Here is a 13,107-nt window from a genome sequence, read left to right as displayed (position 1 = left end):
GGTGGGAGCTGGCTTGCCTGCGAAAGCGGCGGCATGGCCAACAGAGATACCCTCTGACCCACCGCCTTCGCCGCCTCGCTAACGCTCGACAGCCCGCCCCCACATTGGCAACAGCAATTACAGTTTGGCGATGGACACTTCGGTGGACTTCACAAAGGCAATCACTTCACTGCCCACTTTCAATTCCAGGTCACGCACCGATCGGGTGGTGATCACCGACGTGACGATGCCGGACGCGGTTTGCACGTCGATTTCGGACACCACTTCCCCCAGCAGAATTTCCTTGATCACGCCTTTGAACTGGTTGCGCACGTTGATCGCTTTGATGGTCATGTCGGCTTTCCTTTTTGGCTGTTGGGTCAATCCGCACGAATGCGCAGGCCCTCAAAATGCGCCTCACACCAAAACATTAAAAGGAATATATAACTCTTTGTTTATTCGATTCGAACATATAGAGACTGTTTACCCACCAACAGTCGATCAACAATCTGCCCTATTGCACCACAGCAATTGCGCCCGAAACCCCGGTAAATAAGCCACGGAGCCCGATGGCACAGAGACTGCATATTCCCGTTAAGCATGATGGAACATGCCATTTCAGTTTTCTGAATATAAGAAAATTCTTCTCTCGCCACCCTGTCCGGAGCTGTTCCATGACCCCCCTTGTCCACCGCTTGCTCGGCGCCTGCGCCTTCGCCTTATGCCTGAACACCCAAGCCTTCGCCGCCGAAGCCGACCCTGCCGAAGTCAATCTGGATTACGCCTATTACTCGCCCGTGAGCCTGGTGCTCAAACATTTCGGCTGGCTCGAACAGGCCTTGCCGCAGACCAAAGTCGGCTGGGTGTTGAGCCAGGGCAGCAACCGCTCGCTGGAATACCTCAACAGCGGCGGCGTGGACTTTGCCTCGTCTGCCAGCCTCTCTGCCGTGTTGAGCCGTGCCAATGGCAGCCCGATCAAATCGGTGTACGTCTACAGCCGCGCCGAGTGGACGGCGCTGGTGGTACGCAAGGATTCACCGCTCAACAGCGTCGCCGAGCTCAAAGGCAAGAAAATCGCCGCCACCAAGGGCACCGACCCGTACCTGTTCACCCTGCGCAGCCTGCAAAAAGCCGGGCTTAAAAAAGACGACGTCGAACTGGTGCACCTGCAACACCCGGACGGCCGTACCGCTCTGGAAAAAGGTGACGTCGACGCCTGGGCCGGCCTCGACCCACACATGGCGGCCAGCGAGATCCAGGCCGGTTCGCGCCTGCTGTACCGCAACAAGGACTTCAACAGCTACGGCGTGGTCAGCGTCACCGAGCAGTACGCCAAGGAGCACCCGCACACCATCACCAAAGTGCTCGGCGCCTATGAAAAAGCCAGGGACTGGGCAGTGAAGCACCCGGATGAGTTCGCCAAATTGCTCGCCGATGAATCCGGCCTGCCGTTGGAAGTGGCCAAGCTGCAACTGTCGCGCACCGACCTGAGTACCCCGCTGCTGAGCGCCAAGGACGTGGAATCGTCCAAGGCAGCGGCGCCGATTCTGGTGTCGGAAGAATTGGTGCGCAAAGGGGTGAATGTGGATCAGGTGATCGACCAACTGATCGACACGTCATTTGGCCAGACGCTGCCAAAACCATAAGGGGCGCGAGATGTCAGGCAAAACCCAAGCATTGCCGGTGACGGTACCCGTGGCGGTCAAGCGCAGCGGCTGGCCGAAGAGGCTCAAGGGCCTGGTTCTGCCGGTGCTGATCCTGTTGGTTTTGGAGGGGGTCGTACGCATCGGCTGGCTACCGTCCTACCAAATGCCGGCCCCCAGCGAAATCGCCGTGACCCTCGCCGACCTCGCCGAAGGCGCGCTGTGGAAGCACATCAGCGCCAGCCTGTTGCGGGTGCTGCTGGGTTTTGGGATTGGCGCGAGCCTGGCGCTGTTGTTCGCGGCCTGGGTCGGGCTCAGCCGTGAAGCCGAGGCTTATCTGGAGCCGACTTTCGCCGGCCTGCGCTCGATCCCGAGCCTGGCCTGGGTACCGCTGTTGCTGCTGTGGCTGGGCATCGATGAAACCTCAAAAGTGGTGCTGATTGCGATTGGGGCGTTCTTTCCGGTGTACCTCAACGGCGTCGCGGCCATTCGTGATATCGACCGCAAATTGGTGGAGGTCGGCCAGATGTACGGCTTCAGCCGCAGGCGCCTGGTACGGCGCATCCTGTTGCCCGCCGCCCTGCCCGGCCTGTTTACCGGGTTGCGCAGCGGCTTGAGCCTGGCGTGGATGTTCCTGGTGGCCGCCGAGCTGATCGCGGCCACCAAGGGCCTGGGCTACTTGCTCAGCGATGGCCGCGAAACCTCACGGCCGGATATCGTGCTGGCGGCGATCATTGTGTTGGCGCTGCTCGGCAAGCTCAGCGACGGTTTGCTCGCGACGCTTGAGAAACGCTGCCTGGCCTGGCGCGATACGTTCACCGGTCAAGGGGCAGAACAATGAGCCAGGCATCTTTGCTGGACATTCATGTCGCGCGTAAAAGCTTCGCCGACACTACCGTGCTCACGAATGTGCACCTGGCCCTGCAGCCGCGCGAAACCGTCAGCCTGCTGGGCCCCAGCGGCTGCGGTAAAAGCACGTTATTGAGGATTGTCGCCGGGCTGGACACCGACTTTCAGGGCCAGCTGCGCAGCCCCGACGGCGAAGTGGCATTTGTGTTCCAGGAACCGCGGCTGATGCCCTGGCTGACGGTGGAGCAAAACATCGGGTTCAGTGACGACGACCGTTACGACAAGGCCTGGGTCACGCAACTGATTGAGGAAGTCGGCCTCAAGGGCTTCGCCCAGGCACTGCCCAAGGCGCTGTCCGGCGGCATGGCGCAACGGGTCGCCATCGCACGCGGCCTGTACTCGCGCCCGCAGGTATTGCTGCTGGACGAACCCTTCAGCGCGGTGGACGCCTTCACCCGCATGAAGCTGCAGGACTTGCTGCTGCAACTGGCGGCGCACCATGCGATCGCGTTATTGCTGGTGACCCATGACGTGGATGAAGCGCTGTACCTGAGCGACCGGGTGCTGGTGATGGACAACCGGCCCAGCAGCATTCGCCAAACGTTAAAGGTGGACCTGGCACACCCGAGGGATCGGCGCGACCCGCTGCTGGCGCAGCTCAAGGCGCTGTCGCTGACTGAACTGCAACGGGCGCATGTGATCTGAGGCACTGCCATTTCTCTGAAGGCCTGCTTGTTTGCAGTTACCGGGCTTGTTGTGGCAAACAGGCTTGCCACAAAAAAAGCAGTGGCGGCTCGGATCACACCCGTTTTTGGCTCAACGTCACCCAATACCGCGTTCGCGCCTGCACTTCAAACCCCAGTGTCGAGGCCAGCAGGTTGAGGACGCGGTCGGTGTCATCCAGACGGAAACTGCCGGTGACTCGCAGCCGTTCCAGGCTTGGGTCCCAGCGCAAAACGCCGGGTCGGTAACGCTCAAGCTCACGCAAAAAATCCCCCAGCGTCTGGTTTTGCGCGGTCAACACGCCTTCGCGCCAGCCCGGTTGCCACACATCAAACGGCACCGGGGCACCAAGCCCGCGGGCGTCCATCGGGGCTTGCTGGCCGCTGCGCAAGGTTGCCGGTTGCCCGCTCGCATCACGCACCTGCACCGCCCCCTTGAACACCGACACCAAACACCCGGTCGCCAACTGCCGCACGCACGCCTCGCCGTGGCTGATCTGCACTTGCCCGTACCGGGTTTGCACCGTCATCGCCGCCGCCCCCGGAACGCTCAACGCCAGCTCGCCATCGACCAGGGTGACAAGCCGTTGCGCCAGGTTGATATCCACGGCAGTCGCCGTGTTGAGTTGCAGGCTGCCGCCATCGGCCAGCGGCAAGCGTTTGCGCTCGCCCGTGGCGGTGTGCAGGTCGGCGCGCCATGCCTCGATGGGCAACTGCCGGCTCACCAGCCATGCGGCAGGCACCAACGCCGCCACACCCAGGGCTCGCTTGAGCAACGCGCGGCGCCCCGATTGCGGGCGGTCGAGACTGGCCATGGCCAATGCCTGAGGCAAGTCGCCGAAACGCTGACGCAGGGACTGGGCTTTTTGCCAAATCTGTTCGTGCTGTGGGTGGCTGTCGCGCCACTGTTGAAGGTTGGCGTGATCACGCTCGGTGGCGGCGCCGGACTCAAGCAGCGCCAACCATTGTGCGGCGGCCCGCGCGACGTCACGGCTCACAGCTCCACCCACAAACAATGCTCGTAGGCCTGGGCCATGTAGCGCTTCACCGTGCGCTCGGATACGTCAAGGCGCGCGGCAATCTCGCGATAACCCAGGCCTTCCAGTTGGCTCCACAGAAACGCACGACGCACCACTGCCGGCAGACCGTCGAGCAGTTCGTCCAGGGCTTGCAGGGTTTCGAGCACCAGCCAACGTTGTTCGGGCGACGGTACGCACGCTGGCGGCAAGCTGGCCAAGGCATTCAGGTACGCCTGCTCCAGGCTACGCCGCTGGTGAAAGTTGACCAGCAAACGCTTGCCGATGGTCACCAGATACGCGCGCGGTTCCTGCAACTGCGGTATCGGCTGGGCGCTGGCCAGCACTCGCAGAAACGTCTCCTGGCTCAGGTCCGCCGCGTCCCAGGCATTGCCCATGCGCCGCCGCAGCCAGCTTTCCAGCCAACTGCGGTGGTCGCGGTACAGGCTCGTCAGTGCAAGCTCAGGGGCGTGGGTCGGGACGACAGCATCATTCATGGCAAGCAACCTGCGCGGCGCGAGTGAGTCTCAAATGAGATTCATTCTATTTAATATCGCGTCGGCACACCATGTTCATTTCAACATTGCGTTTAAACGGATACTTCACCATCGAATAGCTGCCCACGCCCCACCACGCTGGCGGGCCTCAACACCGCTCCCGGTGCCAGCACCGCATTGGCGCCGATCCGGCACTGATCCCCGAGGAGCGCGCCAAACTTGTCACAGCCCGTGCGTTGCAGCTGCCCGTCAATGCGCACCTGCACTTCCTTGTCATCACGCTCGTTACGGTAGTTGGCAACGATGCTCCCCGCTTCCAGGTTAATGCCGTGGCCCAGCACCGAATCGCCGACAAAATTGAAGTGCGCCAGCTTGCTGCCGCTGAACACAAACGAGGTTTTCAGTTCCGCGCCGGGGCCGATGATGCAGTGCGTATCCAGCCAGCAACCGCCGCGCAGCAGCGAGCCACTGGCGATGAAGCACTGGGCGCCGATGATCAACGGCCCCTTGAGCAAAGCGCCCGTCTCAACGGTGGCAGTGCGGTGCACGGCGACGTCACCTTCCAGGGTGTATTCGTCGGCCGGCAGTTGGACGAGCAATTGGCGGACGATAGCCGGTGCCTGGGCCGCCAGTGCCCAGGGCGCCAGTTCAGCCCACGGTGCAAGGGTGGATTGGGAAAAACCGGCAATGTAATCGGTGAGTCGGATCAACGTCGAACCCTCGGGCGTTTGGACAAGCCCGGAAAATTAGCATGGCGCCTGTGATAAACGCACCTTTACTATTTGTCTTGTTATGGATATTTTATCCACAAAAGCACACGAGGTCTGCCCCATGCAATCGTCCACCTACCAAGACGTCATCGATGCCGCCCAGCGCCTGGAAGGCTTTGCCCACACCACGCCAGTGTTCACCTCGCGCACGCTGGATGCCGAAATCGGCGCCCAGGTGTTTATCAAGTGCGAGAACCTGCAACGCACCGGTTCTTTCAAGTTTCGCGGCGCGTTCAATGCGCTGTCGCGGTTCGACGCACAACAACGCAAGGCCGGGGTGGTAGCGTTTTCTTCGGGCAACCATGCGCAAGGCATCGCGCTGGCCGCCAACCTGCTGGGCATGCCGGCCACTATCGTGATGCCCACCGATGCGCCGGCGGCCAAAGTCGCCGCCACCCGTGGCTACGGCGCCAGCGTGGTGCTGTACGACCGTTTCACCGAAGACCGTGAGCAAATCGGCCGTACCCTCGCGGTCGAGCACGGCATGACCCTGATTCCGCCCTACGACCACCCGCATATCCTCGCCGGTCAGGGCACCGCCGCCAAGGAACTGCTGGAGTTCACCGGCCCGCTGGATGCCATGTTCGTGGGCCTGGGCGGCGGCGGCATGCTGTCGGGTACGGCACTGTCGACCCGCGCACTGGCGCCCGATTGCCAACTGTTCGGCGTCGAACCCGAAGCCGGCAATGACGGCCAACGCTCGTTCCAAAGCGGCAGCATCGTGCACATCGACACCCCGGCGACCATCGCCGACGGCGCACAGACCCAGCATTTGGGCAACCATACGTTCCCGATCATTCGTGACCTGGTGACCGACATCCTCACGGTGTCGGACGCCGAACTGGTGGCCTCAATGAAATTCTTCATGCAGCGCATGAAACTGGTCGTGGAGCCCACCGGCTGCCTGGGACTTGCGGCGCTCCGCCAGTTGGGCCAACGGTTCAAGGGGCAGCGCGTGGGCATTATCGTCACCGGCGGCAACGTGGACATCCTCAAATACGCCGCCCTGCTCAGCGAGGCATCATGAACATCATCCACACCGCTGATGCCTCACAACCTGCCGGGCATTACGCCCAAGCGATTCGCCACGGCGACACCCTGTACATTTCCGGGCAATTGCCGGTCAGCCCCGACGGGCGCCATAACCTGACGGCGTCGTTTGCCGAGCAGGCGCAAATGGCGCTGCAGAACCTGCTGGCGATCCTGAAGGCTGCGGGTGGCTCACCCGCCGATCTGGTGAAGGTCACGGTGTACGTGGCTGGGGTCAAGCACTGGCCGGAATTCGACCGCGTGTACGCCGCCGCACTAGGCGAGCACCGCCCTGCCCGCGCCGTGGTGCCGGTGCCGGAGCTGCATCACGGCTACCTGGTGGAGATTGAAGCCGTGGCGCGTTACTTGGCGTAGGTGTAGACCGCCGCGCGTGACACGCCCAGGTGCGAGGCCACGGTTTCCATGGCGCGGCGAATGTCCAGACAGCCCGACTCTTTGAGCTCTTGCATCAACACACGGCGGTCCGCCGTCTTGAGCGCACGCGGAGTGGTGGCCAGGCGCGCGGCGAACTTGTCGATACGCGCGCGAATCGCGTCGGCACCCGAGGGGTCGAGGGAGTCGTTGGGGTTGTCGCCGCTGAGCGCACCGAACTGCTCCAGCATGCCTTGCAAGCCACGGAACAATGACAGGTCGACGTTCATGCACAAGGCGGCGATGTAATCACCGCCGTGCCCCTTGATACCGATGGACGTGCTTTTGACCTGGCGCCCGTCACTGAACTGGTTCTGGTAATTGGCGATGACCTGGGCGTACTCCGGATCAGCAATACGCGCCAGGCCGAGCGCAGTGGCCGGTTCGCCCGGCTGACGCCCGGAGAGGTTGTTGTGGATGGCCAGAATCGCGTGCTGCGGGTCGCGCAAATCGTGCAGCACGACTTCACAGAACGGGCTGAAGGTTTTGCTCAAGCCTTCGGCAACCTGTTCGAGTTGGCTAATCAGATGGGTGTCTTCAGTCGAGGTCTTTTTCATGCAAGACAACATATCCAGTCATGGACAGGCCGTCAATTTGGCCGCCGTCCCTCTTTGTGGAGCTTTAACCATGGACACCCCTGCCGCACTGCTTGATGTGATGAAAATGCAGCGCAATATCGCGCGTATGCAACAGCGTGCCGACCACTTGGGTGTGACTCTGCGCCCCCATGTCAAAACCCATAAATGCGCTGAAGTGGTGGCTGCGCAGATCGCCGCCGGCGCCCGGGGCATCACGGTGTCGACGCTGAAAGAAGCCGAGTATTTTTTCGCGCTGGGCATCACCGACATTCTTTACGCCGTGGCGATGGCCCCGCACAAACTGCCCCAGGCCCTGGCGTTGCGGCGCAACGGCTGCGCGCTGACGCTGATCACCGACAGCCTGGCAGGCGCGCGTGCCATCGTCGATTTCGGCCGTGAACACGGCGAAACCTTTGCGGTGCTGATCGAGATCGATTGCGACGGCCACCGCTCCGGGGTCAAGCCGCAGGACCCTTTGTTACTGGAGATCGCGCGTCTGCTCGGCGACAGCCTCGCAGGCGTGTTGACCCACGCCGGCGAAAGTTATGCCCTGGACACGCCTGAAGCCTTGCAGGCCATCGCGGAACAGGAACGCGCGCGCTGCGTGGAAGCGGCCCGCCACATTCGCGCTGCAGGCCTGCCGTGCGACCGGGTCAGTGTCGGCTCCACGCCCACGGCGTTATCCGCCCAAAGTCTGGACGGCGTGACCGAACTGCGCGCCGGGGTGTACGCGTTTTTTGATTTGGTGATGCACAACATCGGTGTGTGCCGCCTGGATGAACTGGCGTTAAGCGTGTTGACCACGGTGATAGGCCATCAGCCGGAAAAAGGCTGGATCATCACCGACGCGGGCTGGATGGCGATGAGTCGCGATCGGGGCACCCAGGCACAACGGCACGATTTTGGTTATGGCCAGGTGTGTGATGAACACGGGAAGCCGATTGATGGTTTGCTGCTGAGCAGCGCCAACCAGGAACACGGGGTGGCCCGGTTCAACAGCGACGATGTGGACGTGATCGCACAATTTCCGCTGGGCATGCGCCTGCGCATTTTGCCGAACCATGCCTGTGCGACAGGGGCACAGTTCGGCAGCTATAACGCGCTGTTGGAGAGCGGCCAGATTCAGGACTGGCCACGCCTGCGCGGCTGGTAGCTGAAACACCGGACCAAAGTGAGAGCTTGCTTGGTGGCACTGCCGAAACAGATATCGCCCATGCCGCCGCCATCGCAGCCTCGCCTGGGCTCGACAGCTCCCACAGGAGACCGCGCCCATCCTTTGAAATGCGGTCGAATGTGGGAGCTGGCTTGCCTGCGATAGCGGTGGCACTGCCAACAGAGATATTGCCAGTGCCGCCGCCGTCGCAGCCTCGCTAACGCTCGACAGCTCCCACACAACCCAAGTCCAGCCTTAAACCGGTGGTGTTCTCAGGCATCCTGCAGGATCAAGTCCGCGCCCTTTTCCGCCACCATCAGCACCGCGGCATGGGTGTTGCCCGAGGTCACGTTGGGGAAGATCGACGCATCGACAATGCGCAGCCCTTGCAGACCGTGCACCTTCAAGCGCTTGTCCACCACCGAAACCTGCGGGTCCGAACCCATGGCGCAGGAGCCGCACAGATGGTAGATCGAGCCGCTGTTTTCACGGAAATACTGCAGCATTTGCTCGTCGGTCTGCACGGCCGTGCCGGGCAGGATTTCGGCCACAGTGATGCCCTTGAGCGCCGGCGCCTGCATGATCTTGCGCATCAACCGGCTGCCCTGGATCACCTCGTCAATGTCCTTCTGGGTGCTCAGGTAGTTGGGGTCGATCAGCGCCGCATCACGCGGGTTCTTTGAAGCAATACGAATGGTGCCCCGGCTGGTCGGGCGGCACGGGTTGAAGCACAGCAGGAAGCCTGAGTAAGGCTCGGGCTTGAGGCTGGCCTTGTTGTTTTTCGGGATCTGATACGACAACGGGTTGAAATACAACTGCAGGTTCGGGTCGGTCTGCTCGTCGTTGCCGCGAAAGAACCCGCCGGCCTGGTTGACGCTCATCGCCAGCGCGCCCTTGCGGGTGAACAGGTATTTGAGGCCAAGCTTGAACTGGCCGAACAACGAGCTGAGTTCGTCGTTCAAGGTCGGGATATTGGCTTTGTAGTAGTAGCTGGCGCACAAGTGGTCCTGCAGGTTTTCACCCACGGCCGGCAGGTGCTTGACCAGCGGAATATTGTGCTCGGCCAGCAGTTGCTGATCGGCCACGCCGGACAGTTGCAGGATCTTCGGCGTGTCCACCGCGCCGGCGCAGAGAATCACTTCCTTGCGCGCAGTGAAGGTGCGACTCACGCCGTGCTGGGTCACGGCAATGCCGGTGGCGCGCTGCTGGTCGTCGAACAGCACGCGGTCCACCAGGGCATGCAGCTCCACCGTCAGGTTGGAGCGGCCCAACGCCGGGTGCAGGTGCGCAAAGCTGCTGGAACTGCGCTCGCCGTTTCGGGTGTTGACGTCATACAGACCGGCGCCTTCAAAGTTCGGACCGTTGAAGTCGTCGCTGTGGGCATACCCCAGCTGCTCGCAGCCCTTGAGGAACACGTCGCAGATCGGGTGGGTCTGGCCCTTCATCGGCGTGATGCTGATGGGGCCGCTGCTGCCGTGGTACTCGGTGTCGCCCAGCGGGTGGTTTTCCAGCTTGCGAAAGTACGGCAGCACGTCTTTGAAGCTCCAACCGTCGTTGCCGTTGGCCGCCCAATCGTTGAAGTCATGGGCCTGACCACGCACATAGATCATGGCGTTGATCGAGCCCGACCCGCCCTGCACCTTGCCGCGTGGCGCGTAGATTTCACGCCCGGCCAACTGCTTTTGCGGCTGGCTGTAGTACATCCAGTTGAAGGTCGGGTTGTAATACATCTTGGCGAAACCGACCGGGATCTTGAACCACAGGGAACTGTCCTTGCCGCCGGCTTCCAGCAGCAACACGGAGTATTCGCCCGAGGCGGACAGCCGGTTGGCGAGGACGCAACCGGCCGCGCCGGCACCGGCGATGATGTAGTCATATGTCATTCACGGTTACCGCATCAGTCGTTTTATTAGCCCTTGGCGGGCGAAGTGTCTTTCACGTCGGCCGGTGTCGGCGCCATTTGCAGGTGCAGGCGCTCGCCGGTGTACGGCGTGTGCGCGCGCACCACGTCCATGTTCAGCTCCACCCCAAGGCCCGGCTCGGTGGACGGGATGATGTAGCCGTCCTCCCACTGCAGCGGCTTGGTCAGCACTTCGGCATGGAAACCGCCCCAGGTCATGATGCTTTCCTGGATCAGGAAGTTCGGCGTGCAGGTGGCCAACTGGAAGCTGGCAGCCGCGCCAATCGGCCCGTTGTACAGGTGCGGGGCGATTTGGGCGTAGTAGGCCTCGGCCATGCTCGCGATCTTCTTGGCTTCCAGCAGACCGCCGCAACGGGCCACGTTCATCTGCAGGATCGACGCACCACCGGCTTGCAGCAGCTTGAAAAACTCATACTTGGTGGTCAGGCGCTCGCCAGTGGCAATCGGGATGCTGGTCTTGGCCGCAACCTGGGCCATGGCGTCTTCCTGGCCTGGCGGCACCGGTTCTTCGAACCACAGCGGGTCGTATTTTTCCAGGCGCTTGGCCAGGCGGATCGCCGACGACGGCACCATCTGCCCGTGGGTGCCGAACAGCAGGTCGCACTTGTCGCCCACGGCTTCGCGGATCTTGCGGCAGAAGGTTTCGCAGCGCTCCAGCACTTCCAGCGAGATCTGATGGCCGGAGTACGCGGTGTACGGGCCGGCTGGGTCGAACTTCACGGCGGTGAAGCCCTTGTTCATGTTCTCGATGGCACACTCGGCGGCCAGGTCCGGGTCGTCGTAGTCGTACTCGCCTTTGCTGTTGACCGGGTAGAGGTAGGTGTAGGAGCGCAGGCGCTCGTTGACCTTGCCGCCGAGCAGCTCGTAGACCGGCTTGTTGGCGGCCTTACCGATGATGTCCCAGCAGGCCATTTCCAGGCCGCTGACCACGCCCATCATGGTCAGGTCCGGGCGCTGGGTGAAACCGCTGGAGTACGCCTGGCGGAAGAAACGCTCGATGTGGTGCGGGTCATGGTTGAGCAGGTAGCGCTCGAACACGTCTTCGATGATCGGCAGCATGGCCTTGGGGCCGAAGGTAGCGGCGTAGATCTCGCCGACGCCTTCGATGCCGCAGTCGGTCTTGAGCTTGACGAACAGCCAGTACATGCCGCCGATGTGCGGCGGTGGAACAGCAACAATATGGGTTTCAAGGGCGACGATTTTCATCTCAGGCACCTGTCTGGTTGAATTTTTTACGGTTGATTCGGGCGCGCAGGGTCAAGGCCGCAAGGGTGCCGAGCACGCCGATGAAGGCGATGTAGCCGAAATACAGGTTGTAACCGGCCTTGCCCGGGTAGGTGTCGGTCAGGTAGCCATTGATCAGCGGGATAAACGTGTCCGGCAGGTAACCCACCACCGAGACGATGCCGATGGCCAGCCCGGTGATGCGCAGCGGGATGTCACAGCTGTCGAGGATCGCCCAGTACAGGCCACGGATCGCGTAGGTCATCAGCCCGATAAAGATCACGGTGCCGATCAGCAAGCCCAGGCTGTTGAAGGCCGGGAACACGATCAGCCCGACCATCGCCAGGGTCACCAGCGCCAACGCGACGATCAGCACCGAAATGTTCGAGAACTTGTCCCCCAGCCAGCCGCCGCCGATGCCACCGATGGGGCGCATCCACAGCTTGATGGTGGTGATGGTGCCGGCCATGACGGCGGTCATGCCGCTGCCTTGCAGGTAGTCGGAGAAGCTGTAGGTGGCCCAGAACATGTGGTAACCGCAGAACACGATGGCGGTCACCAGCCACAGCTCGGGGATTTTCACCAGGGTGGTCAGGTCGGCGAGCAGGTTGAACTTGCCCTTCTCCACCGCCGCGGTTTCGGCCATGGATTTCGGGTCTTTGAGCAGCACCAGCACGCAGCCGATCGCGATGCACACGAAGGAATACAGATAGACCACGTGCTTGAAGCCTTCGGCGGCCGTTTCGCTGCGGGTTTGCGTGGCGTAGGCAAACAGGCCGAGGGCCACGGTGGCGAGCAGTGCTTCAACCAGGCCACGACCGCCGTCGAGGATGCCGAAGAAACGGCCTTGCTCGCTTTGGTGGGCAATCATCTTCACGCGCTTGAGCACCGAGGCCCAGAACGTCAGGCCGGTGGTCAGGCCCCAGCAGCCGAAAATGATCATCAGGCCGGTCATCGACGGCACCGTCGAGTACCAAATGCCCAGCGCGCCGGTGGCGACCAGTGAGAAGAAAATCAGGAAGCGCGGCGGCAAACGGTCGGCCAGCCAGCCGCTGGGCAAGTAGCTGAGCAGGAAAATCGTGCCGAGCATGGAGTACAGGTAACCCAACTCGCTGTGATTGATGTGGAACACTTCCAGCATGGTGGTCTGGTAGACCTGGCGCAGGTAGAGGATCGGGTAGATCGCCCCTGCGGCCAGTACCAGAAACAGCAATTGGAAGTAGCGACTGGCTTTGTCGCTGTTTGCCGCGGGCACGGCAACGGAAACCTGGGCAACGGGTGCAGGCTTGGACAT

General features: G+C 62.1%; 14 protein-coding genes. 6 read left to right on the top strand and 8 right to left on the bottom strand.

What is annotated here, in order from left to right:
* Nucleotides 1–117 precede the first annotated feature (117 nt).
* The gene (locus tag ATI14_RS21475; protein ID WP_003173733.1) at nucleotides 118–333 is read right to left on the bottom strand and encodes a TOBE domain-containing protein; all 216 of its coding nucleotides are present in this window, start codon (nucleotides 331–333) and stop codon (nucleotides 118–120) included.
* 320 nt (nucleotides 334–653) lie between these two features.
* Between ATI14_RS21475 and ATI14_RS21470 the strand changes: the two genes are divergently transcribed.
* From ATI14_RS21470 to ATI14_RS21460, 3 genes are read left to right on the top strand one after another with little or no spacing between them, the layout of a single operon-like run.
* Complete coding sequence (locus tag ATI14_RS21470) at nucleotides 654–1,625, top strand: aliphatic sulfonate ABC transporter substrate-binding protein (RefSeq protein WP_016969223.1); 972 nt, start codon at nucleotides 654–656, stop codon at nucleotides 1,623–1,625.
* 10 nt (nucleotides 1,626–1,635) lie between these two features.
* The gene (locus ATI14_RS21465) at nucleotides 1,636–2,463 is read left to right on the top strand and encodes an ABC transporter permease (RefSeq protein ID WP_016969222.1); all 828 of its coding nucleotides are present in this window, start codon (nucleotides 1,636–1,638) and stop codon (nucleotides 2,461–2,463) included.
* Complete coding sequence (locus tag ATI14_RS21460) at nucleotides 2,460–3,176, top strand: ABC transporter ATP-binding protein (protein WP_016969221.1); 717 nt, start codon at nucleotides 2,460–2,462, stop codon at nucleotides 3,174–3,176. Before ATI14_RS21465 ends, ATI14_RS21460 begins: the two co-directional genes overlap by 4 nt.
* A gap of 94 nt (nucleotides 3,177–3,270) precedes the next feature.
* On the opposite strand, the gene ATI14_RS21455 is transcribed toward ATI14_RS21460, so the two are convergent.
* From ATI14_RS21455 to ATI14_RS21445, 3 genes are all read right to left on the bottom strand, one after another.
* Entirely contained in the window at nucleotides 3,271–4,191 is a 921-nt protein-coding gene (locus ATI14_RS21455) for a FecR domain-containing protein (protein ID WP_016969220.1), read from the bottom strand.
* Complete coding sequence (locus tag ATI14_RS21450) at nucleotides 4,188–4,706, bottom strand: sigma-70 family RNA polymerase sigma factor (protein ID WP_016969219.1); 519 nt, start codon at nucleotides 4,704–4,706, stop codon at nucleotides 4,188–4,190. Before ATI14_RS21450 ends, ATI14_RS21455 begins: the two co-directional genes overlap by 4 nt.
* 92 nt (nucleotides 4,707–4,798) lie before the next feature.
* Nucleotides 4,799–5,416: an LbetaH domain-containing protein gene (locus tag ATI14_RS21445; RefSeq protein ID WP_016969218.1), complete on the bottom strand. Its 618-nt coding sequence runs from the start codon at nucleotides 5,414–5,416 to the stop codon at nucleotides 4,799–4,801.
* A 121-nt stretch (nucleotides 5,417–5,537) separates the two neighbouring features.
* Here ATI14_RS21445 and ATI14_RS21440 point away from each other — a divergent pair, with 121 nt between their 5' ends.
* Entirely contained in the window at nucleotides 5,538–6,503 is a 966-nt protein-coding gene (locus ATI14_RS21440) for a threo-3-hydroxy-L-aspartate ammonia-lyase (protein WP_016969217.1), read from the top strand.
* On the top strand, nucleotides 6,500–6,880 hold the full coding sequence (locus ATI14_RS21435) for a RidA family protein (protein WP_016969216.1): 381 nt from the start codon (nucleotides 6,500–6,502) through the stop codon (nucleotides 6,878–6,880). Before ATI14_RS21440 ends, ATI14_RS21435 begins: the two co-directional genes overlap by 4 nt.
* Here ATI14_RS21435 and ATI14_RS21430 read toward each other — a convergent pair.
* Nucleotides 6,868–7,494: a helix-turn-helix transcriptional regulator gene (locus ATI14_RS21430; RefSeq protein ID WP_016969215.1), complete on the bottom strand. Its 627-nt coding sequence runs from the start codon at nucleotides 7,492–7,494 to the stop codon at nucleotides 6,868–6,870. The two genes, ATI14_RS21435 and ATI14_RS21430, sit on opposite strands and share 13 nt — an antisense overlap.
* A 70-nt stretch (nucleotides 7,495–7,564) precedes the next feature.
* Between ATI14_RS21430 and ATI14_RS21425 the strand changes: the two genes are divergently transcribed.
* Entirely contained in the window at nucleotides 7,565–8,668 is a 1,104-nt protein-coding gene (locus tag ATI14_RS21425; RefSeq protein WP_016969214.1) for a DSD1 family PLP-dependent enzyme, read from the top strand.
* Nucleotides 8,669–8,940: 272 nt separating this feature from the next.
* On the opposite strand, the gene ATI14_RS21420 is transcribed toward ATI14_RS21425, so the two are convergent.
* From ATI14_RS21420 to ATI14_RS21410, 3 genes are read right to left on the bottom strand one after another with little or no spacing between them, the layout of a single operon-like run.
* Nucleotides 8,941–10,551: a GMC family oxidoreductase gene (locus ATI14_RS21420; RefSeq protein ID WP_016969213.1), complete on the bottom strand. Its 1,611-nt coding sequence runs from the start codon at nucleotides 10,549–10,551 to the stop codon at nucleotides 8,941–8,943.
* A 26-nt stretch (nucleotides 10,552–10,577) separates the two neighbouring features.
* On the bottom strand, nucleotides 10,578–11,795 hold the full coding sequence (locus ATI14_RS21415) for a mandelate racemase/muconate lactonizing enzyme family protein (protein ID WP_016969212.1): 1,218 nt from the start codon (nucleotides 11,793–11,795) through the stop codon (nucleotides 10,578–10,580).
* A gap of 1 nt (nucleotide 11,796) precedes the next feature.
* Nucleotides 11,797–13,107, bottom strand: a complete 1,311-nt coding sequence (locus tag ATI14_RS21410; protein WP_080520132.1) for an MFS transporter — start codon at nucleotides 13,105–13,107, stop codon at nucleotides 11,797–11,799.

Source organism: Pseudomonas tolaasii NCPPB 2192, assembly GCF_002813445.1.
Taxonomy (GTDB): domain Bacteria; phylum Pseudomonadota; class Gammaproteobacteria; order Pseudomonadales; family Pseudomonadaceae; genus Aquipseudomonas; species Aquipseudomonas tolaasii.
This window is presented reverse-complemented; position numbering and strand designations above follow the sequence as displayed.

Excerpts from the sequence above, each read along its gene's own strand:
- ATI14_RS21415 (WP_016969212.1), bottom strand. The coding sequence starts at position 11,795 with ATGAAAATCGTCGCCCTTGAAACCCATATTGTTGCTGTTCCACCGCCG.
- ATI14_RS21475 (WP_003173733.1), bottom strand. The coding sequence starts at position 333 with ATGACCATCAAAGCGATCAACGTGCGCAACCAGTTCAAAGGCGTGATC.
- ATI14_RS21465 (WP_016969222.1), top strand. The coding sequence starts at position 1,636 with ATGTCAGGCAAAACCCAAGCATTGCCGGTGACGGTACCCGTGGCGGTC.
- ATI14_RS21460 (WP_016969221.1), top strand. The coding sequence starts at position 2,460 with ATGAGCCAGGCATCTTTGCTGGACATTCATGTCGCGCGTAAAAGCTTC.
- ATI14_RS21425 (WP_016969214.1), top strand. The coding sequence starts at position 7,565 with ATGGACACCCCTGCCGCACTGCTTGATGTGATGAAAATGCAGCGCAAT.
- ATI14_RS21470 (WP_016969223.1), top strand. The coding sequence starts at position 654 with ATGACCCCCCTTGTCCACCGCTTGCTCGGCGCCTGCGCCTTCGCCTTA.
- ATI14_RS21430 (WP_016969215.1), bottom strand. The coding sequence starts at position 7,494 with ATGAAAAAGACCTCGACTGAAGACACCCATCTGATTAGCCAACTCGAA.
- ATI14_RS21435 (WP_016969216.1), top strand. The coding sequence starts at position 6,500 with ATGAACATCATCCACACCGCTGATGCCTCACAACCTGCCGGGCATTAC.
- ATI14_RS21420 (WP_016969213.1), bottom strand. The coding sequence starts at position 10,551 with ATGACATATGACTACATCATCGCCGGTGCCGGCGCGGCCGGTTGCGTC.
- ATI14_RS21450 (WP_016969219.1), bottom strand. The coding sequence starts at position 4,706 with ATGAATGATGCTGTCGTCCCGACCCACGCCCCTGAGCTTGCACTGACG.
- ATI14_RS21410 (WP_080520132.1), bottom strand. The coding sequence starts at position 13,107 with ATGTCCAAGCCTGCACCCGTTGCCCAGGTTTCCGTTGCCGTGCCCGCG.
- ATI14_RS21440 (WP_016969217.1), top strand. The coding sequence starts at position 5,538 with ATGCAATCGTCCACCTACCAAGACGTCATCGATGCCGCCCAGCGCCTG.